Origin of the sequence: Nitrospirillum amazonense, assembly GCF_029594735.1 — a bacterium.
Lineage (GTDB): Bacteria > Pseudomonadota > Alphaproteobacteria > Azospirillales > Azospirillaceae > Nitrospirillum > Nitrospirillum amazonense.
Genome location: NZ_JARPAF010000004.1, coordinates 524,347 through 544,671, shown reverse-complemented (window position 1 = coordinate 544,671; position 20,325 = coordinate 524,347). Strand labels below are relative to the sequence as shown.

19 protein-coding genes and 1 riboswitch are annotated in these 20,325 nt (G+C 68.7%); of the genes, 16 read left to right on the top strand and 3 right to left on the bottom strand.

Translation table 11 applies throughout. The features are described 5' to 3' along the window. Window positions 1-2: 2 nt before the first annotated feature. The 15 genes from P5F91_RS23240 to P5F91_RS23170 all read left to right on the top strand — a co-directional run bounded on the left by P5F91_RS23240 (window position 3) and on the right by P5F91_RS23170 (window position 15,747). A complete protein-coding gene (locus P5F91_RS23240; RefSeq protein WP_186454498.1) occupies window positions 3-917 on the top strand; it encodes a flagellin in 915 nt (304 codons plus the stop codon). A 140-nt stretch (window positions 918-1,057) separates the two neighbouring features. Continuing rightward, the gene (locus P5F91_RS23235) at window positions 1,058-1,885 is read left to right on the top strand and encodes a flagellin (RefSeq protein WP_004273368.1); all 828 of its coding nucleotides are present in this window, start codon (window positions 1,058-1,060) and stop codon (window positions 1,883-1,885) included. A gap of 73 nt (window positions 1,886-1,958) precedes the next feature. Continuing rightward, window positions 1,959-3,668: a flagellar filament capping protein FliD gene (fliD, locus tag P5F91_RS23230; RefSeq protein WP_145608388.1), complete on the top strand. Its 1,710-nt coding sequence runs from the start codon at window positions 1,959-1,961 to the stop codon at window positions 3,666-3,668. An 80-nt stretch (window positions 3,669-3,748) separates the two neighbouring features. Further along, window positions 3,749-4,129, top strand: a complete 381-nt coding sequence (locus P5F91_RS23225) for a flagellar export chaperone FliS (protein ID WP_145608390.1) — start codon at window positions 3,749-3,751, stop codon at window positions 4,127-4,129. 216 nt (window positions 4,130-4,345) lie between these two features. Continuing rightward, window positions 4,346-5,041 (top strand): sigma-70 family RNA polymerase sigma factor, encoded by a 696-nt coding sequence (locus tag P5F91_RS23220; protein ID WP_186454499.1) that lies wholly within the window; start codon window positions 4,346-4,348, stop codon window positions 5,039-5,041. Next, window positions 5,031-5,441, top strand: a complete 411-nt coding sequence (locus tag P5F91_RS23215) for a hypothetical protein (protein WP_277908391.1) — start codon at window positions 5,031-5,033, stop codon at window positions 5,439-5,441. The genes P5F91_RS23220 and P5F91_RS23215 overlap by 11 nt, the downstream gene beginning before the upstream one ends. Before the next feature lie 366 nt (window positions 5,442-5,807). Then, the gene (locus tag P5F91_RS23210; RefSeq protein WP_145608395.1) at window positions 5,808-7,109 is read left to right on the top strand and encodes a Xaa-Pro dipeptidase; all 1,302 of its coding nucleotides are present in this window, start codon (window positions 5,808-5,810) and stop codon (window positions 7,107-7,109) included. A gap of 201 nt (window positions 7,110-7,310) precedes the next feature. Beyond that, window positions 7,311-7,742, top strand: coding sequence for a protein tyrosine phosphatase family protein (locus tag P5F91_RS23205; RefSeq protein ID WP_211106799.1), 432 nt, complete (start codon window positions 7,311-7,313; stop codon window positions 7,740-7,742). 49 nt (window positions 7,743-7,791) lie between these two features. Further along, window positions 7,792-8,100 carry a hypothetical protein gene (locus P5F91_RS23200; protein ID WP_145608397.1) on the top strand — a complete coding sequence of 103 codons (309 nt, stop codon included), beginning with the start codon at window positions 7,792-7,794 and terminating at the stop codon, window positions 8,098-8,100. A 168-nt stretch (window positions 8,101-8,268) separates the two neighbouring features. After that, complete coding sequence (locus P5F91_RS23195; RefSeq protein ID WP_277908390.1) at window positions 8,269-9,483, top strand: molybdopterin-dependent oxidoreductase; 1,215 nt, start codon at window positions 8,269-8,271, stop codon at window positions 9,481-9,483. Between the two features lie 16 nt (window positions 9,484-9,499). Continuing rightward, window positions 9,500-9,835 (top strand): cytochrome c, encoded by a 336-nt coding sequence (locus P5F91_RS23190; RefSeq protein WP_145608400.1) that lies wholly within the window; start codon window positions 9,500-9,502, stop codon window positions 9,833-9,835. Between the two features lie 101 nt (window positions 9,836-9,936). Continuing rightward, window positions 9,937-11,265, top strand: a complete 1,329-nt coding sequence (locus P5F91_RS23185; RefSeq protein ID WP_277908389.1) for a lysozyme inhibitor LprI family protein — start codon at window positions 9,937-9,939, stop codon at window positions 11,263-11,265. A gap of 18 nt (window positions 11,266-11,283) precedes the next feature. Beyond that, a complete protein-coding gene (locus P5F91_RS23180; RefSeq protein ID WP_277908388.1) occupies window positions 11,284-12,705 on the top strand; it encodes a lysozyme inhibitor LprI family protein in 1,422 nt (473 codons plus the stop codon). Window positions 12,706-12,804: 99 nt separating this feature from the next. Then, window positions 12,805-12,915, top strand: a riboswitch (TPP riboswitch). Between the two features lie 169 nt (window positions 12,916-13,084). Then, on the top strand, window positions 13,085-14,953 hold the full coding sequence (gene thiC / locus P5F91_RS23175; RefSeq protein ID WP_277908387.1) for a phosphomethylpyrimidine synthase ThiC: 1,869 nt from the start codon (window positions 13,085-13,087) through the stop codon (window positions 14,951-14,953). Between the two features lie 149 nt (window positions 14,954-15,102). Continuing rightward, the gene (locus tag P5F91_RS23170; protein WP_277908386.1) at window positions 15,103-15,747 is read left to right on the top strand and encodes a glutathione S-transferase family protein; all 645 of its coding nucleotides are present in this window, start codon (window positions 15,103-15,105) and stop codon (window positions 15,745-15,747) included. A 30-nt stretch (window positions 15,748-15,777) separates the two neighbouring features. Here the strand turns inward: P5F91_RS23170 and P5F91_RS23165 are convergent, their stop codons facing one another. Next, complete coding sequence (locus tag P5F91_RS23165) at window positions 15,778-16,479, bottom strand: TetR/AcrR family transcriptional regulator C-terminal domain-containing protein (RefSeq protein ID WP_277908385.1); 702 nt, start codon at window positions 16,477-16,479, stop codon at window positions 15,778-15,780. Between the two features lie 80 nt (window positions 16,480-16,559). Between P5F91_RS23165 and P5F91_RS23160 the strand changes: the two genes are divergently transcribed. Then, window positions 16,560-17,708, top strand: coding sequence for an FAD-dependent oxidoreductase (locus P5F91_RS23160; RefSeq protein ID WP_277908384.1), 1,149 nt, complete (start codon window positions 16,560-16,562; stop codon window positions 17,706-17,708). Here P5F91_RS23160 and P5F91_RS23155 read toward each other — a convergent pair. Both P5F91_RS23155 and P5F91_RS23150 read right to left on the bottom strand, forming a co-directional pair. Further along, window positions 17,694-18,845, bottom strand: a complete 1,152-nt coding sequence (locus tag P5F91_RS23155; protein ID WP_277908383.1) for a glycoside hydrolase family 99-like domain-containing protein — start codon at window positions 18,843-18,845, stop codon at window positions 17,694-17,696. The two genes, P5F91_RS23160 and P5F91_RS23155, sit on opposite strands and share 15 nt — an antisense overlap. After that, window positions 18,842-20,323 carry a glycosyltransferase family 9 protein gene (locus P5F91_RS23150; protein ID WP_277908382.1) on the bottom strand — a complete coding sequence of 494 codons (1,482 nt, stop codon included), beginning with the start codon at window positions 20,321-20,323 and terminating at the stop codon, window positions 18,842-18,844. Before P5F91_RS23150 ends, P5F91_RS23155 begins: the two co-directional genes overlap by 4 nt. Window positions 20,324-20,325: the final 2 nt, after the last annotated feature.

Below are 20,325 nucleotides of genomic sequence, written 5' to 3'. Positions count from 1 at the left end.
CGATGAACCGGATATCGACCGCCGGCGCGCACAGCGCCCTGGTCCAATACATGCTGAAGAACGAATCCGCGCTGAACAGCGCGGAGGTGCAGGAGGCCACCAGCGCCAAGTCCACCACTTACGCCGGCCTGTCCACCGCCGGGGGCAACGTCAAGCTGCTGGTCAACCTGGAAAGCGAGGTCAGCTATTCCAGCACCCTGATCACCAACGCCGACAACGCCGTCACCAAGATCGACGCCATCGCGTCCGACATCACCAGCATCTCCAGCATCGCCACCAGCCTGAAGACGGCCATCAGCGAGGCCATGTCCGCCGACCAGACCAGCCGGTCGACCTATCAGGAGGAGGCGTCGGGCTGGCTGACCGACGTGGCGTCCATTCTGAACGACACCTATGGCGGGCAGTACCTGTTCGGCGGCAGCGACACCAACCACGCGCCGGTATCGGTGGACAGCTCGACCTACCCCGCCCAGACCTCATCCAGCAGCGCCGACACCAGCTATTACAGCGGCAACGACACCCTGGCGACCGTGCGCCTGTCGTCCACCCAGAGCGTCAGCTACGGCGTCACCGCCAGCGACCCATCCATCGAGAAGCTGATGCGGGCCATGAGCATGATCAGCAACACCGACCCGCTGGACGACACCACCCTCACCAACGCCCTGGATCTGGTGAACGACGCGTCGGACGGCTTGAGCGACATCAGCCAGACATTGTCCGACACATCTTCCAGAATACAGAAGGCGTCGAGCCATCTGTCCGATATAAATTCCTTCGCCACGACGCAAAGCAGTGACTTGAAAAGTGTCGATCTGGCGGAGGTGTCAACAACGGTGACGACACTACAGACGTCATTAGAGGCGACGATGCAGGCTATTGCCGCCTCACAGAAAATGAGTCTCGCGAACTACCTGTGATGACTCAAAACTTTTCGCAAAATAGCGAAAAAAGTGCGCCCGCTTTCATCTGACCTGCCGTTGAACCGTGCGAGGGGGAGTACGGCCCGGCCGCAAAAGGCGACCGTCCCACGAACCTCTCGCCAACCACATGGAGGTCCATGATGCCTGTCGTCACCACCAACACAGCGGCGAATTCCGCCCTGCGCTACCTGAACACCAATTCCGAGGCGGAATCGTCCTCGGTTTCCAAGATCGCGTCCGGTTCCCGCATCACCAAGGCGTCGGACGACGCCGCCGGCCTAGCGGTCGGCACCAAGATCCAGTCCGACGTCACCATGCTGAACCAGGCGTCGACCAACGCCTCGAACGGCGAGTCCATCCTGCAGGCGGCGGACGGCGGCATGGCCCGCATCTCCGACATCCTGCAGCGCATGGAATCGCTGGCCACCGAATCCGTCTCGGGCACCGTGACGGACACGGAGCGCGGCTACATCGACGCCGAATACCAGCAGCTGACGGACGAAGTGGACAGCATCTCCACGGGCACCCGCTTCAACAGCCAGAGCCTGCTGGACGGCACCGGCTCCTGGTCCTCGGGCGTCACCTTCCTGGTGGGCACGGCGACCACGGACACGATCACCATCACCCTGACCACGGTGGACAGCAGCGCCCTGGGCCTCACCGGCTCCAGCGTCTCGACCTCCGACGGCGCCACCTCGGCCATCACCACCATCAAGTCGGCGATCAGCGCGCTGTCGACCGCCCGCGCCAAGGTGGGCGCCCAGATCTCCCGCTTCGAATACCAGGGCGAGATGATCTCCACCTCGATCGAGAACCAGGAGGCGGCCCAGTCCGCCATCATGGACGTCGACGTGGCGTCGGAACAGACCAAGCTGTCCAACGAGGACACCCTGGTCCAGGCCGGCATCAACGCGCTGGCCAAGGCCAACCAGCTGCCGTCCGAGCTGCTGAAGCTGCTGCAGTAAGGACTGAACGGGGGCGCCCTCGCCGGGCGTCCCCCGTTTCCCAAGGGGTGAAAGGAAGGCCAGGGGGCAAGTCATGACATCGGTGTCCACCATCGGCAGCAGCACGTCGAGTTCGTCGACGGCCAGCACGTCCTCATCCGCGTCGTCCGTCACCGGGCTGGACTATTCGGCCCTGGTGGCCGCGGCGGTGGCCGCCAAGGAAACCCGAGCCGACACCATCGATAGCGAGATCTCGGACAACGAGTCCAAGATCTCGGCCTATGAGAATTTCCAGACGCTGCTGAACACCCTGGCGACGGCGGCGGAGGCCCTGTCCAACCCGGTGGACAGTTCCAGCACCAACCTGTTTTCCGAACGCACGGCCTATCTGTCAGGCGGCAGTTCCAGCGTCTCCGCCGACGACATGCTGGGCGTGTCGGTGGACGACGGCACCGCCACCGGCACCCACACCATCGTCATCAAGCAACTGGCGACGGCGGAAAAACTGGGCAGCAGCACCCAGACCAGCCAGACGGGCGCGCTGAACCTGTCCGGCACCTTCACCCTGGGCCTGGCCGATGGATCCACCGCCACCATCAGCGTGGCCAGCACCGACAGCCTCAAGGACATCGCCGCCGCCATCAACAAGCAGACCAGCAGCACTGACGTCTCCGCCAGCATCATCCAGGTGTCCGACGGTGCCTATGAACTGGTGCTGACCGCCAACGACACCGGCAAGGCCATCGAGTTCACCAACGACAGCAGCGGCATCATGACCTCGCTGGGCGTCACCAACAGCGACGGCAGCTACGCCGACGAGCTGACGGCGGCGCAGGGATCGGAAATCGAGGTCGACGGCATCGACATCCAGCGCACCAGCAACGTCATCAGCGACGTGCTGTCGGGCGTGACGCTGGACCTTTATTCCAGCGACTACGACAGCAGCACGGGCACCGGCTCCACCATCACCATGGAGCTGACGGCCAATCTCAGCGCCATCAAGAGCGGCATTTCCACCTTCGTCACAGCCTACAACGCCGTGCGCAACTTCATCTCCACCCAACAGGCCACGGCCACCGATGGCAGCCCGGCCAGTTCCGCCGTGCTGTTCGCCGACAGCCAGGTGCGGTCCATCTCCACCGCGTTGCAGAACGCCCTGAACCTGACCGACGGTACCTATTCCATCTCGTCCCTGGGGCTTTCCTTCAACAGCGACAACACCTTGGCCATCGACAGCACCACGCTGGACAGCGCGCTCAGCGACAACCTCGACGATCTGGAGACCCTGCTGGGCTTCAACTACTCCACCTCCTCGACCGAGCTGTCGATGCTGCGTTCCCCCGACAGCACCGACAGCCTGAACTTCAATCTGGACATCACCATGAACGACGACGGCAGCATCGCGTCCGCCGGCGTCGGGGGCGACACCTCCCTGTTCACCATCAGCGGCTCCCGCATCATCGGCAACGATGGCACGGCATATGCAGGGATGACGCTGGTCTACCTGGGCTCCCAAAGCCAGACGATCAGCGTCAGCACCAGCAGCGGGCTGGCCGACCTGATCTACACCACTTCAGACAACGCGGGGGACACCGACAGCGGCACCCTACAGAACCAGATCGACACCCTGACGGACTACGACACGGATCTGACCAGCAAGGCCGACGACATCCGCAGCCAGGCGGAGGCCTACGGCACCCAGCTGGCCACCTACTACGCCCAGCTGGAAGCCCAGGCGCAGACGGCGGCCACCTTGCTGAAGACCCTGAAGGCGTATTCCGACGCAAGCAACAGCAGCAGTTGACGCGCCGGCGGTTCCGCCGGCGCCGGCCGGAGGGACATCCCAGCACCCACCCTTCCCACCAGAGAGTGAAAAGAGCGGCCATGAACCACACCGCGTACCAGCGTGCCTCCAGCGCCTACGGATCGGCCAAGCAGACCCTGCCCCCCCACAAGCTGGTGGAGGCGCTGCAGGACCGCGCGCTGCAGCTGTGCACCTCCGCCGAGCGCCACGCCACCGCCGGCCAGTTCGACCGCTTCCATGCCGACATCGTGCATGCGATCCGCATCTACACCGGCCTGCAGGTGGTCATGACCAACCAGGTGGGCGGCCCCAGCGGCAAGGCGCTGAGCCAGCTCTATGGCGCCTTTATCCTGGCGCTGGGCCGGGCGGCCGGCGGTCGCGACGTGCCCGGCCGCGTGCGCCGCATTCAGGAACGCCTGGCGCTGCACCGGCGGCTGTGGGCGAAGCCGCCCAAGAATTGAGGATTATGCGACCAGGGTATGCCGTTTCGGGGAACAACCGACGGGCTTCCGCCCCGTTTAACGTACACCATCCGTAAATCCGCGCGAGGCGCGCGGATTTACGGATGGGCCCGGGAACATGGGGACCGCCTTCGGGCAAGGCGTGTTGAGCAATGGAAACCCGGGAGCGGCGGCAGCGGCTCCCGGGGGGGCCAAAAAGAAGAGATGGCGGTGACGATGACAAGCTCCCCTTACTCGCGCGGCGGCCCTGCCGGCGCGGCCCTGAACCCCGGGGCGCTGGACGCAAGGGGCCGGGACGCGGGCGCCCTGGCCGTACTGACGCCCGTCCTGGACGGCAACGATCTGGCCAACGCCACGGACGAAACGCTGATGGCCCTGTTGAAGACAGGGAACGTCGATGCCTATCGCCTGCTGATCCGCCGATACTTCCGCCGCCTGTACGCCGTGGCCCGTCGTATCCTGCCCAACGACAGCGACGCCGAGGACGTGGTGCAGGACGCCTTCCTGCAGGTGTGGAACCATCGCGAAACCTGGCAGCCCATCAGCGCGAAATTCACCACCTGGATCCACCGCATCGTCATCAACCGCTGTATCGACTACCGGCGGCGACCAGCGGAAAATACGCTGGAATTGACCGAAGACATCATGGACGACAGTCAAAGCTTTGACGAAATCGTCCTTGAAAAGGAATTGGCCACAGTTCTGCACACAGCGCGGCAACGACTTCCAGCTAGTCAGCAGGTGGCGCTGGCCCTATATTACGACCAATCGATGTCCGCCGCCGAAGTGGCGGCGGCCATGAACACCACCGTCGTGGCGGCGGAAGCCCTGCTGAAGCGCGCGCGCCAGCGCCTTCGCACCGCCTTCCGCAAGACCGCCATACGGCCCCGGGATGCTTTTGATGACGCCTGAGGAACTCGACGACCTGCTGTGCCAGTACGGGGCCCAGCTTCGCGCTTGGCCGGTCGAGCACCAGCGGGCCGTCACGGCCCTGCTGCGGGCTTCCCCCCAAGCCAGGGAGCGCGTGCGCGAGATGCGCCGCCTGGAGGCGATGATCGCCGACGACGCACCGGCGCTGGAACCGCCGCCCGGCATGCTGGAGCGGGTGGAGCGGACGCTGATGGGTGCCGCACTCAAGGACTGGAAGCCAGCTGCCTCGGCATCGGCCCGGGGCGCGTCCGCGTCCGTTTTTTTTGGGTCTTCCGGGGCAGCACCCGCCCAACCGCCATCGTCCGCCGCCGCCAACAGCGACACGGATCAGATCCCACCCGCCCGAGGGCGGCGGCAGGTCCCCGAACCTCATCGCGACTGACCCTGGCGCCCCGGGGCGCCACCCGCCCGGCCCTCTCGCCACTGGCCGGTCGGTGGAATGCCCCGTAGCGCCCGGTCGCGCCGTAACGGCATCCGGACGGATATGGAACCCCAATTTGGGAGGAGGAAGGTGAGCCCGCGCCTTTGGCGCCGGGCTTTGCCATGTGGTCGTTTTTGAACGCCACGACCCTTGCACGCGCGGACGTTGGCAACCTGTCGCCGCTTCCTGACATTTTTTTAATGCGACGGTTTCATCAGACCCCCGGGACGCCGTCCCCTTGATTGTCACGTTGACGTGGGACTGCGGCATGGGCACCTTCCGGCCCAACGCTTTATCCAAAATCCAAAGAATGGGGGCTTCGAAACCATGTCCAAGCGCGCAACCGCCCTGGCCCGCCGTCTGCTGGCCGGCCTCAGCTTCGGCGTCCTGATGGCGGCGGGAGCCGCCCAGGCCGACACCGTGCTGGTGACGGCCGACCATCTGGTCGACGTGCTGGCCGGCAAGGTGGTGGACCGGCCGGCGGTGCTGATCGTCGACGGCCGCATCACGGCGGTGGGCGCACAGGGGACGGTGACGGCGCCGGCCGACGCCCGCACGGTGGCCCTGCCCGGCCTGACGCTGCTGCCCGGCCTGATCGACATGCACACCCACATGACCAGCCAGCCCACCTGGAACGGCTATGAATCGCTGGGCGTGACCACCGCCGACAAGGCCATCGCCGGTGTCGCCAACGCCAAGGTCACGCTGATGGCCGGCTTCACCGCCGTGCGCAACGTGGGCGCCGACGCCTTCACCGACGTGGCCCTGCGCAACGCCATCGACAGCGGCCTGGTGCCCGGCCCCCGCATGAAGGTCTCCGGCCCCCTGCTGGGCGCCACCGGCGGCCATTGTGATGAAAACCTGCTGCCCGCCGACTATGGCCGCGTGGGCGAGGGTGTGGCCGACAGCCCCTGGGGCATGGTGCAGAAGGTGCGCTGGGTGAAGAAGTTCGGCGCCGACCTGGTGAAGGTCTGCGCCACCGGCGGCGTGCTGTCCAAGGGCGACAGCCCCGGCGCGCAGCAGCTGTCGCAGGAGGAGCTGGACGCCATCGCCAAGGAGGCCCACGCCCTGGGCATGAAGGTGGCCGCCCACGCCCACGGCACCGACGGCATCAAGGCCGCCATCCGCGCCGGCATCGACACCATCGAGCATGCCAGCCTGATCGATGACGAGGGCATCGAGATGGCCAAGAAGCGCGGCACCTGGCTGGGCATGGACATCTACAACGACGACTACATCCTGGCGGAGGGCGCCAAGGTCGGCATGCTGCCGGAAAGCCTGGAGAAGGAGCGCAAGATCGGCCGTGTGCAGCGCGAGAACTTCGCCAAGGCGGTGAAGGCCGGCGCCAAGATGATCTACAGCACCGACGCCGGCGTCTATCCGCACGGCGACAACGGCAAGCAGTTCGCCAAGATGGTGCAGTGGGGCATGACCCCGCTGGAGGCCATCCGCGCCGCCACCCGCAACGCCGCCGAGGCCATGGGCACGGACAAGGACATCGGCGCCGTGGCCGTGGGCCGCTACGGCGACCTAGTGGCGGTAAAGGGCGACCCGCTGGCCGACGTCACCCTGCTGGAGCACATCCCTGTGGTGATCAAGGGCGGCGACGTAGTTAAGGACCAGCGCTGAGTTTTTTGGCTCCCTCAATCGCCGGGCGCCCGCATCCGCGGGCTTGGCTATCCTCGCTGCGCCCTACGGTGCTCGCTGCAGTGCCGGCGGTCGCCGGCCTTGCCGTTCGAGAAGCCATTGACGTAAGCCGACACTGGAACCGGGCGGGCGAATGGGGGTAGCTTCTCCCCCGACCCCCGCCCGCTTATCCGGAGCTCACCCATGCTGACCCCCCGTCCCCTGACCGACAGCCTCAGCGTCGCCCCGCAGATCGAGGAGGCGGACTTCGCCCAGGCCAAGGCGCTGGGCTTCCGCACCATCATCAACAACCGCCCCGACGGGGAAGAGCCGGGGCAGCTGACCTCCGCCCGGGGGGCCGAGCTGGCCAAGGAGGCCGGCCTGGAGTACGTGTACCTGCCGGTCAACCAGTCGAACCTGGGCCCGCAGACGGCGGCCGCCTTCGCCGAAGCCCTGGCCAAGCTGCCGGGCCCGGTGCTGGCCCACTGCCGCTCCGGCACGCGCAGCACCATCCTCTGGTCGCTGGGCGCCGCCTCGAACGGGACGCCGGTGAACGAGATCATCGAGGCCGCCGGCCGCCAGGGCTATGACCTGAGCCCCTATGCCGGCGCCCTGGAAAGCCTGGCGCGCGGCTGAGCTTGATTTCATTCACCGATTAATCGTCAACATTGATCAACATAGACACATGATCCGCCGCATTCCCCTGGCGCTGGCCACCCTGCTGGCCGCCACCCCGATTGTCGCCACCGCCCTCCCCGCGGCGGCGCAAGGTCCCGCCTGCACCCGCCCCGACCGCCCCAAGCTGCCCCCCGGCAAGAAGTCCAAGGGACCGGAGATGGAGGCGGCGGAGAAGAAGGTGAGCGACTACACCACCAAGATGACCGCCTACCTGAAGTGCCTGGACAAGGCCAAGACCGACGCCATGACCGAGCACAAAGGCGTGATCGAGGAATGGAACGGCGTCATCGACGCCTACAAAAAGAACCCCGGCTGAGCGTTGCGCCCCGCCCCCGGCCAAGCCACGATCGTTCCCATAGACCGAACGGTACAATGCTGACAAAGCATTGGATAGATCGGTCGCCCTGCTTCTCAATAGGCCGGACAACCATGCCGGGGCAAACGGTCCCGGCCATGGCGCCATCCATTGAGGAGAGTCGGGACCATGGACCAAGGCCATCGGGTTCCCATGATCGGCAGGCGGGGGTTCATCGCGGGTGCCGCCGCCCTGGGCGCGCTGCAACGTCCCACCGGGGCGCTGGGCGCCATGATGCGCGACGGGGACGAGGCCGTGTTCACCACGGCCTTCCCGCAAAAGGGCCGGATGATCCTGCAGCGGACCCGCCCGCCCCTGCTGGAAACGCCGTTCGAGGTGTTCGACCAGGGCGTCTTCACCCCCAACGACCGGTTCTTTGTGCGGTGGCACTGGGCGGACATTCCCGAACAGGTGGATGTGGCCACCTTCACGCTGAAGGTGCACGGCCATGTGGACCGGCCCCTGACCCTGGGCCTGGGTGATCTGCTGGCCATGCCGCGCATCGAATACGCGGCGGTCAACCAATGCTCCGGCAACTCCCGCAGCCTGTTCAGCCCCCGCGTCGGCGGGGCCCAGTGGCGGCACGGGGCCATGGGCAACGCCCGCTGGCTGGGCGTCCCGCTGAAGGCCGTGCTGGACCGGGCCGGCGTCAAGGCCGGCACCGTGGCCATCCGCGCCCGGGGCCTGGACGAGCCCGTCGTGCCCGACGCCCCCGCCTTCGCCAAATCCCTGGCCATCGACCACGCCCGGGATGGCGAGGTCATGATCGCCTTCCAGATGAATGGCGAGCAATTGCCCCTGCTGAACGGCTTCCCCCTGCGGCTGGTGGTGCCGGGCTGGTATTCCACCTACTGGGTCAAGATGCTGAGCGATATCGAGGTGCTGGCGGCGGCCGACGACCAGTACTGGACCAAAATGGCGTACCGCATCCCGGACACACCGCACGCGTCGGTGGCGCCGGGGCAGGCCGGCTATGCCCAGGTTCCCATCAACCGCATGGTGCCGCGTTCCTTCATCACCAACCTGGTGGACGGCGCGCAGGTGGCGGCGGGCAAGCCCCTGGCCCTGCGCGGCCTGGCCTTCGGCGGCGACCAGGGGGTGGCGAAGGTGGAGGTGTCCGCCGATGGTGGCGGGACCTGGAGGCAGGCCCAGCTGGCCCAGGACGAGGGACGCTACAGCTTCCGCCAATGGCACCTCGCCGCCCCCGGCCCCGCCGCAGGCCCGGTGCGGTTGATGGCCCGTTGCACCAACACCGCCGGGGAGACCCAGCCCCTGGAGGCCAATTGGAACCCCAGCGGCTTCATGCGCAACGTGGTCGAGACGACCACGCTGACGGCCGCCTGACGGAGGAAGTCGCACGATGAATCGCACCTGGATTCTAGCCATCGCCGCCACCGGCCTTGCCGCGCCCGCCTTCGCCGCGTCCGACGCCACCACCGTCACGGGGCCCGGGGGCGTCACCCTGCGGTCCGTAACCGTGGACCTGCCCCAGTCGGACCGGGAGTTCCCCGGCACCGACGCGGCGGCCATCAACAACAACTGCCTGACCTGCCATTCGGCCGGCATGGTGTTGAGGCAGCCCCCCTTCCCCCGGGAGAAATGGGCGGAGATCGTGAACAAGATGATCCAGACCTACAAGGCGCCCATCGACGCCGGCGACGTCCCGGCCATCGTCGACTATCTGGCGAAGCGGTAGGACGGCGGGGCAAACGATCCTGTGGCAATCGCGGGCGTGATGCCTGATCTTGTCGGCCCCGCCGCCGACCCAGGTTGCCCAGTCCCGTGATCAGACGCCCCGTGATTCGACACCGTGTTCTGCCCGCCATCGCCACCGCCCTCCTGCTGGCGCCCCCGGCCCTGGCGGCCACCCCCTGCGCCACGGCGGGCAAGCGCACGGAACGGATGATCTGCGCCAGCCCGGCGCTGCGGGCCGAGGATGCGGAGATCGCGCGCCTGTACCGGCTGGCGAAGGCCAAGGCGGGCGCGCACGCGGCGGCCGTGATCGCCGAGCAGGCGCGCTGGCTGGCGACGCGCGACCGGCTGTGCGGCGACCTGGCGCCGGCGGATGACGAGCGGGCGCGCACCTGCCTGGCCCGCGCGCTGCCCCTGCGCCACGCCGCGCTGGCGGTGCAGGCGGCCAAGCCGGATAAGCCCTTCTGCGAGCGCGCAGCCGCCACCCTGGCCGCCGCGCGCGGGCTGGACGGCGGCCCGCCCGTGGGCGATTTGGATGAGCAGCTGATCGGCGCCGGCCTGTTGACCCCGGCGCCGGAGCAGGAACTGACCCAGGTGTGGCGCGACCGGCTGCCGCCGGAGGCGACGCAGGACGCCGGCGACCAGATGGCCGTTGTGCCCTTCGGCCGCGCCCATGTGGCGGTGACGGCGCTGGACGACGCCGCGTCGTGCACCAGCTTCAGCGTCCATTGGCTGGACACGGCCGGCAACGGCGGCCCCGCCCTGCCGCCGCCCGAGGCCCGCCCGGCGGACAAGCCGGCCTATTGCTGGTCGGAAAGCGCCGGCTTCGGCCAGGACGCCACCGGCGCCGCGGTCTTCTTCGCCCAGGATTCCGGCCCCAGCCGGCCCATGGCCCGTCCCAGCCATGCCGAGGTCCGCATCCACCCCGTGCATCGCGACCGCTGGGGGGCGGCCTGCCGCATCGAGGCGACCTACCAGACCGAGTTCCGCCTGGGCGACGGCCGCTGCGCCGCCGACGCCGCGACCTGCAAGGCCCTGGCCGAGGCCACCCCGCGCTGGGCCACCGCCCTGGCCGCCAGCCCCTGGTCCATCGGTGCCGACCACCCGCCCGGCCGCCCCGACTATCCCGCCCTGGACGGCCTGGCCCCCTACACCGGCCCCTTCGTCCCCGCCTTCCTGACCATCCCCAGCGTCAAGGGCTGGACCTACACCGGCCTGCCCAACTTCGAGGAGGAGGCGCCCGTCCTGCACTGGCAGAGCCCCGGCGGCCCCCTGATCCTGCGCCTGTCGCCCGGCATGCTGAACTGGCGCCCCGGCCCCATGATCCTGGGCGCCTGGCGGCGGGAGGGCGACACCCTGACCCCGGTGGCGGCCTACACCATCAACCAGGTGCGGGTGGGCGTGCCGGCGGTGACGATGGCGGCCCGGCCCTGAGGCCCGCCGTCAGCACCTATGGCGTTCCTGGCAAAGATGTTTAATTCTGTCGGCAACCTCCACCACCGGTTGCCTACCGCCGTGAACCGCCTTCCCGCCCTGATCACCGCCGCGCTGTTTCTTTCCAGCATTGCGCAGGCCGCCGGCCCCGGCTTTGACTGCGCTGCCGCCAAGACGGCGACCGAGCGCGCGATTTGCGCTGATCCGAAGCTGGCGGACCAGGATAGGGAGGTCGCGCGGCTTTACAGGCAAGTGTTGACTCAGGCCGGCACGGATGTGGCGGCACTGGTCGGCGAACAGCGCCGATGGCTGGCTACACGGGACCGCCTGTGCCAAGGGCCCGCCAGGCCGACGTCGCCCCTGACGGTCGGGTGGCCGACGGAGGAGGAATGCCTGTCCCAAACGATGACCCTACGCCAGGCGGCGCTGACGGCCCTGAGCAAAGGGGAAGGTGACCCGTCGTTTTGCCCTCGCGCTTCGATGACGCTGACCCTGGCCCGCACCGCTGACGATGCGCCGCTTCAAATTCCCCTGGATCGGCAGATGATCGCCGCCGGGCTCGTGGTTCCGGCGCCTGAGGAAAAACTGGACCCCACTTGGCGTCATCGGCTGCCGGCGGCGGCAATCAATCGGCGGGGCGACGCCATAGCCATCGTTCCCTTCGGGTCCTCGCACGTGGCGGTGACGGCAACGGGGGGCACGGCCGATTGCGTCAGCGTCACCGCCTTTCCCTTGGACGCCAGCGGGAAAGCCGGTCCCGCCCTGCCGCCGCCGGAAAACCACGCCCAGCCCTATTGCTGGACGGAAACCGTCGGCTTCGGCACGGACGGCAGCGGACAGCCTCTGTTCTTCACCCAGAACGCGGACAGTATCCGGGCCAAGGCCGGACCTGAGCGCTCAACCCTGTTCATCCGCCTGGCCAGGAAAGACCGCTGGGGCGACTCCTGCAACCTCGAGGTGACCTACCAAGCCGCCTACCGTCTGGGCGAAGGCACCTGCAATGCCAGCGCGCCCGTCTGCCAAGCCCTGCGGCAAGCGGCCCCCGGTTGGGCGGCCACGGTGGGCGCCAGCCCATGGGTAGAGGCGGGTCCTTTTCATCCGGCTGGTGGGCCCGCTTACCCCACCTTGCCAGACCTGACCCCACAGGAGATGGATGAACCATTGGACGCGACCTTTCGAATGCCGAACTTTCCCGGTTGGCATTATCGCGGCTTCTCGGCGTTCGAGATGTCGTCGCCATTGATGACCTGGCAAAGCCCGGACGGACCGCTGACCGTGCGCATCGCACCCGGCACCGTGGGCTGGCGGGTGGGCGCCATGATCTTGGGCGTCTGGCGGGGGCAAGGCGACACACTGACGCCCGTGGCCGGCTACGTCATCGACCATGTGCGCGTCGGTCACCCCAGCATCAAGACCGTCTCCTCCGTCCAAATTTACTGAGGCGAACCCATCGGTAGAACTGAGCGTCGCCCAACCATTCCCCCACCACCCCATTTCCCTCCCCATTGACACCTGCGCCCTCGGGCGCGCACAGTGCGGCCTTCGTTCCAGGGGTGCGCCGGAGGGCGCTGAGATCCGCGGAGAGACGCGGGGACCCTTTGAACCTGATCCGGATCGTACCGGCGTAGGGATGGGAACAGGGGCCTTCGCGTATCTACCCGCCAACGGGATCACACGCGCATCCGCCCTGTAGGCCGCGACTGCAGCGGCCGCCTTCCTCCCCCTCATCGTCGTTGCCCCGGGTTGGCGACATGTGACGTGCCGGACGCATCAGCGGCCAGAGAGCCAAGGGCGCCGGACTACGGAGGAGCACGACCCTATGCCCGATACCCTGACCCCGGCCGCGATTCCGGCGAACGACGGCTTCACCGTCACCACCGGGCCCCTGCCCGCCTCCCGCAAGGTCCACATCCCGGGCACCCTGCACCCCGACCTGCGCGTGGCCATGCGCGAGATCGACCTGAGCCCCAGCGCCAATGAACCGCCGGTGCGCGTCTACGACCCGTCCGGCCCCTACACCGACCCGGCCGTGACCACCGACATCCGCCTGGGCCTGGCGGAGCTGCGCCGCCCCTGGGTCGAGGGCCGGGGCGATGTGGAGCGTTATGAGGGCCGCGCCATCAAGGCGGTGGACAACGGCCTGAAGGAAGGCGAGAGCAGCCCCGTGCCGGTGTTCGACCGCGCCGGCCGCCTGCCCCTGCGCGCCAAGGATGGCCCCGGGGGTGTTGTCAGGGCGGTGACGCAGCTGGCCTACGCCCGCGCCGGCATCGTGACGCCGGAGATGGAATACGTCGCCATCCGCGAGAACCTGGGCCGCCAGGCGCTGAAGGAACAGCTGGAGCGCGACGGCGAAAGCTTCGGGGCATCCATCCCGGACTTCGTGACGCCGGAGTTCGTGCGGGATGAGATCGCGCGCGGTCGCGCCATCATCCCCAACAACATCAACCACCCGGAATCGGAGCCGATGGCCATCGGCCGCAACTTCCTGGTCAAGATCAACGCCAACATCGGCAATTCCGCCGTCACCTCCAGCGTCGCGGAAGAAGTGGACAAGCTGGTGTGGGCCATCCGCTGGGGGGCCGACACGGTCATGGACCTGTCCACCGGCCGCAACATCCACACCATCCGCGAATGGATTATCCGCAACAGCCCCGTGCCCATCGGCACCGTTCCCATCTACCAGGCGCTGGAGAAGGTGAACGGCAAGGCCGAGGACCTGACGTGGGAGGTGTTCCGCGACACCCTGATCGAGCAGTGCGAGCAGGGCGTGGACTATTTCACCATCCATGCCGGCGTGCGCCTGGCCCACATCCCCCTGACGGCCAAGCGCGTCACCGGCATCGTCTCGCGCGGCGGGTCCATCATGGCCAAGTGGTGCCTGGCGCACCACAAGGAGAACTTCCTCTACACCCGCTTCGAGGAAATCTGCGAGATCATGAAGGCCTATGACGTGGCCTTCTCGCTGGGCGACGGCCTGCGCCCCGGCAGCATCGCGGATGCCAACGACGCCGCCCAGTTCGCCGAGCTGAAGACACTGGGTGAGCTGACGCAGATCGCCTGGAAGCACGACGTGCAGGTGATGATCGAGGGCCCGGGCCATGTGCCCATGCACAAGATCAAGGAGAACATGGACCTGCAGCTGCAGTGGTGCGGCGAGGCGCCGTTCTACACGCTGGGGCCGCTCACCACCGACATCGCGCCCGGCTACGACCACATCACCAGCGCCATCGGCGCCGCCCAGATCGGCTGGTTCGGCACCGCCATGCTCTGCTACGTGACGCCCAAGGAGCATCTGGGCCTGCCCGACCGCGACGACGTGAAGGTGGGTGTCGTCACCTACAAGGTGGCGGCGCACGCGGCGGATCTCGCCAAGGGCCACCCCGCCGCCCGCCTGCGCGACGACGCGCTCAGCCGCGCCCGGTTCGAGTTCCGCTGGCGCGACCAGTTCAACCTGTCGCTGGACCCGGAAACGGCGGAAAAGTTCCACGACCAGACCCTGCCCGCCGACGGCGCCAAGCTGGCGCACTTCTGCAGCATGTGCGGGCCGAAGTTCTGCTCCATGAAGATCAGCCAGGAGGTGCGCGACCTGGCCGGCGTGGAGGGCAGCTTCGTCGAAGCCGAGAAGGGCATGGCCGAGATGTCGGAGGCCTTCCTGGCGCAGGGGGCGGAGATTTATCACACGCCCTGAGGCGCGCATCCGGGTTCAGCATCCCGACGTCCGTTCAATCCCCACCGGTACCCCGCCGGTGGGGATTGTCCTTTGTGCCGGGCCCGTGTCCTGATGCGCGGGCCACGGGTTCAGACAGGCACGGGTTCAGATAGGGAGGATCGTGGACGATGATCACCGTCTTCGGCGAAGGAAGGGGCTTTCGCGTCGTCTGGCTGCTGGAGGAAATGGGGCTGCCCTATCGGCTGAGGCCGGTGGATCTGCTCGCCGGCGTCGAGAATGATCCGGAGTACCTGGCCATCAACCCGGCCGGCTTCATCCCGGCGCTCCAGGACGGCGATGCCACCCTGGTCGAGTCCATCGCGATCATGGAATATCTGATCGCGCGGTACGGGCCCACGCCGCTGGCGCCGGCCGCGCAGGATCCCGCCTTCCCCGCCTATCAGCAATTCCTGCACCTGGGCGAAGCCGGCCTGGCCGCGTCGATGTACTTCGTCGTCGTCAGCCGCAACCTGGCGCCCGAGGCGGAGCGCCGGAACTGGGGCGCCCTCAAGGCGCTGGAGGTGTTCGAGAGCCGGCTGGGGCTGGTGACGCGCCAGCTGGCGCGCGCGCCTTACATGGCCGGCGAGACGTTCACGGCGGCCGACATTTCCGTGACCTACGCGCTTGAGTTCGCCCAGCGGGCCGGCGGCTACACCCTCAACGAGGCGCAGCGCGCCTACATCGCCCGCACCAGCGGCCGCGACGCCTATCGGCGGGCCATGGACACCTGCCAGGCCACCAAGGCCTGGGCCGCCGCCGTGGCGGCGTCGTGATCTTCCGCCGCGGAACCGCCGGGGAACCGCCTATCGCACCGTCCCGATACCGGCCAGGATGAGGTCGATGCCGGCCAGGAACTGGTCACGGTCATCGTGCGCCGCCAGCTGCGGCGCCACCCGACGCAGGAAGGGATAGTCGGCCGGATCCAGCCGCGCCCATCCCCCGGCGATGTCCGCCAGCGCCGCCGAGCGATCCGTCCCCGGCGCCTGCAGGCGCGCGTTCGCCGCGTTCTGCCCGGCGGCGCCGAAGATATAGGTCACCAGCGCCGACCAGGCGTTGAACCACGCCCCCTCCGGCACGCCCAGTTCCCACAGCCGGCCGCCTATGGCCTCAAACACCCGCAGCATCGCCGGCTGCCACGGCGCGCGGGAGAACTGGGCGCCCACCCAAGGGTGCGCGTCGATGGCGTCGAACATGGCCAGGGCGATCACCCGGATGGCCTCGCGCGGGTCCGCCCCGCCGGCCCCGGTCTCGGATATGGCCCCGGATATCGCCCCGGATATCGCCCCTGCCATGGCCCGCGTGACGACATGGTCGGTGGCCGCCGCCAACAGCGCGTCCTTGTCGGCGACATGCCAGTAGATGGCCCCGCTGCCCGTCGCCAGGCGGGCCGCCAGCGCGCGGAAGGTCAGGGCGCCCTCGCCGCCTGCATCGAGGATGGCGATCGCCGCCCCCACGATCCTTTCCCTGGAAAGCGCGTCCGCGCGCCGGTCGGTCCGTTTCGTCATGGGATCATCTTGACATTCATGGAACCCCGTTCCAATTAAATATCTATGGAACATCGTTCCAATCCCTTTGAGGAAGCAAGATGACACCCGTCACCATCGTCGGCGCCGGCCTGGGCGGTCTCACCCTCGCCCGCGTCCTGCATGTCCACGGCATTCCCACGATCGTCTATGAGGCGGAGGGGTCGGCCGGCGCCCGCGCCCAGGGCGGCATGCTGGACATCCATGAGCGGGACGGTCAGCTGGCGCTGAAGGCCGCCGGCCTGTTCGACCCGTTTCGCGCCCTGATCCATGCCGGTGGGGAGGCGTCGCGGGTGCTGGACCCCCAGGGCGCCGTGCTGATGGACCAGCCGGACGACGGCACGGGCGGCCGGCCCGAGGTGCTGCGGGGGGAGCTGCGGCGCCTGCTGCTGGACAGCCTGCCAGCGGGAACCGTCCAGTGGGGCCGGAAGCTGGCGCGCGTGGCGGCGCTGGGCGACGGGCGGCATGAACTGACCTTCACGGATGGGGCCAGCGTGACCACCGGCCTGCTGGTCGGGGCCGATGGCGCCTGGTCCAAGGTGCGGCCGCTGCTGTCGGACGCCACGCCCGCCTATGCCGGCGCCACCTTCATCGATACCTACCTGTTCGATGCCGACGCGCGATATCCGGCGACGGCCCAGGCGGTGGGCGGCGGTGGGATGTTCGCCATGACGCCCGGCCGGGGCATCTTCGCCCACCGTGAGCCCGGCGGCACGCTGCACGCCTATATCGGGCTGCGGCGGCCGGCGGAATGGATCGCCGCCATCGACTTCGGCGACGCGGCCGCCGCCAAGGCCCGCATCGCGGCCGAGTTCGACGGCTGGGCCCCGGCCCTGACCACGCTGATCACCCACAGCGACACGCCGCCCGTGCCGCGCCTGCTCCACACCCTGCCCATCGGCCACCGCTGGGACCGGGTGCCAGGCGTGACGCTGCTGGGTGACGCCGCCCACCTGGCCCCGCCGGCCGGCGAAGGCGCCAACCTGGCCATGCTGGATGGTGCTGAGCTGGCGCAGGCCATCGCGGCCCACCCCGGCGATATCGAGGCGGCGCTGGCCGCCTATGAATCCGTGATGTTCCCGCGCGGCGCGGCCGCCGCCGCCGGCGCTCACCGCATCCTGGATCTCTGCCTGGGCGACAGCGCGCCCTTCGGCTTGCTTGACTTCTTCGCCGGCGCCTTCGCACGCCGGGATGCCTCAGGGGAAGGCTGACAGTTCCTCCTCGATCTCGCGGCACAGGGCGGCGATGGCGTCGTAATCCACACCGGGCGAGCGGCCGGGGGTGGGTTGGCCCACACGGGTCAGGGCGACGTAGCCGCCCTGGCGGATGCCGTTGGCGGTCTCATCCAGCACGGTGCTGCCGAACTGGGTGGTGGGCTCGATCTGGCTGCGCTGGCGCCAATGGTTCCAGCTGTCGATGAAGACCAGCCGCTCCGCTTCCGGGAAATGCTGGGCGACATGGACCATGGCCCCAGCCAGGAAGCGGCGGTAGAGCACGGAGCTGGTGCTGGCCAGCAGCGTCGCGCCGCCCTGGGGATGGTCGGGCCAATCGGCGAAGTCCAGCACCACGCGGGGGAAGACCTTGCCCCGGCTGGGGCGGTCGACCATGCGGCTGTTCACGAACTGGGCATAGCTCATGATGGTGTCGTCGAACATGCCGCCGTCGGCATGCCCCGCCTCCGCCTGCAGGAAGGTATAACCGTTCAGCAGCTCCGCCGGCTTGCAGGAGCGCCACTGCGCCGGGCTTGGGTCCAGCAAGGCGTCGAAGCCAGCATCCAGCAGGCCGCCGCGCACCTCCGCCGCCGTGGCGATAAGGTAGAGGCCGCCCAGGCCGGCCGCGGCGGCCGCCTGGCGCAGCAGGGCCACCGTGCCCGCCGGGTCGGGCATCGTGTAGGGCTCATTCACCACCAGCACCTGGCGGCCGTCGGCCAACAAAGGGCTGAAACCGGCAATGGCCGCCATCAGGGCGGCTGCGTCGGAGGCCGGGTCGTCCACCGGCGCCGGCGTCCAGCGGAAGGCCAGGCCGAAATCGTCATCACACCAGGCGTCCAGGCACTCCGCCCCCGTGAGGTAACCGCCCTCAAGCCGGTGGCAATCCAGGACGAAACCGCCGATGCCGGTGGCGCGCGCCACCGCCACCACCCGGCCGGCGCCGGCCGCGTCCGCCAGATCGTAGCGCCCCAGCGCTTTGCCCGGCTGCAGCAGGGGGCTGTGATGACGGCGGGCGGGATAGGCGTCCAGCGCCCGCGCCCAGGGATCACCGCCGCCCAGCGCCTGCCACAGCGGGCCGGATGACTGGAAGCGGACGTCGAAGAAAGCCAGGACGCGCAGGTTCAGGGGCGGGATCATGCCGCGTCTCCTCTTTCACGGACGGGGGTGCCATAGGCCTCCTCCGCCACCTCCAGGATGGCGGCCACCAGGTCGGCGGGCGCCGGGTGGTTCCGGCATCCCGGCCCCTCATCCAGCGCGCAGGCCTTGTAGCCGCCGCAGGGGGCGCAGGGCAGCGCCGGCGTGGGCAGGCGATAGCCCGCGCGCCGGGGCGCGTCGGAATTGCCGGGAAAGGTGGGGCCGAACACCGCCACGGTGGGATGGCCCAGGATCTGGCTGGCGAAATGCAGGGGAAAGCTGTCGACGCTTACCATGACGTGATGGTCGCGGATCAGGGCCGCCAGCCGGCCGGTGCTGCCGGCGCTGGCCGGGGTGGCGCCGTCCGCCGCCAGCCCCGGCGCGTCCAGCACCGTGACGGCGCAGCCCAAGCGGACCAGGGCCCGGACCAGCACCCGGGCTTGAGCGCTGGGATAGGCCTTCAGGGGCCAGCCGCCGGACAACTGCATCAGCACCCGCAAGGGCGTAAGCGGCAAGGTGCAGCGGCCGGCCTTCACGGGCGCGCGGCGGTAGAGCGTGTCCTCCAGCCTCGCCACCGGATCGCCCAGGGCGAAGCGCGCCTGGTCCACCAGGTTGAAGGGCGTGCGGGAATAGGATTTGGAGAAGCGGCAATAGACCATGAAGGTCCCGGCCCGCACCTCAGGATCGATGTGCGCCAGGCTGTCCAGGTAATAGCGGCCGTCCGACACCTCACCCGTACGGCTGACCGGCGGGATGTCCAGCACGATGGGCTCCAGCCGGTTGCCGCAATCCTGGAAGATGTCGAGATAGTCGCGGCAGACCACCTGGCGCTGGAAGGCCAGCTGCCCCGCCGGCACCAGGCGGGAGGCCAGGCTGAAGAACAGCACGTCGCCGGCATGGCCTGGGTGGTGGGCGGCGAAGGGCAGCCGGCGCCAGTCCGCCCGCGTGCGGATCAGCCGCACGGCATCGGCGCATTGCGCCTGCCAGGCCGCCAGATTGTCGCCCAGGATATAGCCCTGGGCGGTGATCTTGGGCAGGGGCGCCAGCGGCTTCAGCGGCGTCTGGCGCCGGGGCACGATCTGGCCGGTGAGTTGCAACAGCAGCTGCGCGTCCGTCGCTGCGCGATTGGCGGACAGCAGGCACAGGAAGCGGCCCAGGCCCTGGTCGAACAGGGCGCGCGGCAGGACATAGGCGACGGGAAAGGTCTCCGCATCCGTCAGCACACAGGGGCAGCGCAGGGTGTCGCCACCGCGCAGCAAGTCGACCAGCCGGGCACCGCGCGAGGCCAGCAGCGGATTGCCGATCACCACCGCGTCGGCCCCGGGCACGCGCGCCAGGGTACGGCGCGCCACCTCCCACACATAACGGCCGGGGGGTGAGGTGGCGCTGTCCAGCAGTTCCCCCCGCGATAGCTCACCCATGGAGTAGCGGAAGTCGAACGCCTCCATCCGCCCACCGGTAATCGCGACACCGCCCAGCATGG

Excerpts from the sequence above, each read along its gene's own strand:
- P5F91_RS23240 (WP_186454498.1), top strand. The coding sequence starts at position 3 with ATGAACCGGATATCGACCGCCGGCGCGCACAGCGCCCTGGTCCAATAC.
- P5F91_RS23205 (WP_211106799.1), top strand. The coding sequence starts at position 7,311 with ATGCTGACCCCCCGTCCCCTGACCGACAGCCTCAGCGTCGCCCCGCAG.
- P5F91_RS23150 (WP_277908382.1), bottom strand. The coding sequence starts at position 20,323 with ATGCTGGGCGGTGTCGCGATTACCGGTGGGCGGATGGAGGCGTTCGAC.
- P5F91_RS23170 (WP_277908386.1), top strand. The coding sequence starts at position 15,103 with ATGATCACCGTCTTCGGCGAAGGAAGGGGCTTTCGCGTCGTCTGGCTG.
- P5F91_RS23200 (WP_145608397.1), top strand. The coding sequence starts at position 7,792 with ATGATCCGCCGCATTCCCCTGGCGCTGGCCACCCTGCTGGCCGCCACC.
- P5F91_RS23220 (WP_186454499.1), top strand. The coding sequence starts at position 4,346 with ATGACAAGCTCCCCTTACTCGCGCGGCGGCCCTGCCGGCGCGGCCCTG.
- P5F91_RS23160 (WP_277908384.1), top strand. The coding sequence starts at position 16,560 with ATGACACCCGTCACCATCGTCGGCGCCGGCCTGGGCGGTCTCACCCTC.
- P5F91_RS23210 (WP_145608395.1), top strand. The coding sequence starts at position 5,808 with ATGTCCAAGCGCGCAACCGCCCTGGCCCGCCGTCTGCTGGCCGGCCTC.
- P5F91_RS23190 (WP_145608400.1), top strand. The coding sequence starts at position 9,500 with ATGAATCGCACCTGGATTCTAGCCATCGCCGCCACCGGCCTTGCCGCG.
- P5F91_RS23215 (WP_277908391.1), top strand. The coding sequence starts at position 5,031 with ATGACGCCTGAGGAACTCGACGACCTGCTGTGCCAGTACGGGGCCCAG.
- P5F91_RS23235 (WP_004273368.1), top strand. The coding sequence starts at position 1,058 with ATGATGCCTGTCGTCACCACCAACACAGCGGCGAATTCCGCCCTGCGC.
- P5F91_RS23155 (WP_277908383.1), bottom strand. The coding sequence starts at position 18,845 with ATGATCCCGCCCCTGAACCTGCGCGTCCTGGCTTTCTTCGACGTCCGC.
- P5F91_RS23195 (WP_277908390.1), top strand. The coding sequence starts at position 8,269 with ATGGACCAAGGCCATCGGGTTCCCATGATCGGCAGGCGGGGGTTCATC.
- thiC (WP_277908387.1), top strand. The coding sequence starts at position 13,085 with ATGCCCGATACCCTGACCCCGGCCGCGATTCCGGCGAACGACGGCTTC.
- P5F91_RS23180 (WP_277908388.1), top strand. The coding sequence starts at position 11,284 with ATGGCGTTCCTGGCAAAGATGTTTAATTCTGTCGGCAACCTCCACCAC.
- fliD (WP_145608388.1), top strand. The coding sequence starts at position 1,959 with ATGACATCGGTGTCCACCATCGGCAGCAGCACGTCGAGTTCGTCGACG.
- P5F91_RS23225 (WP_145608390.1), top strand. The coding sequence starts at position 3,749 with ATGAACCACACCGCGTACCAGCGTGCCTCCAGCGCCTACGGATCGGCC.
- P5F91_RS23165 (WP_277908385.1), bottom strand. The coding sequence starts at position 16,479 with ATGACGAAACGGACCGACCGGCGCGCGGACGCGCTTTCCAGGGAAAGG.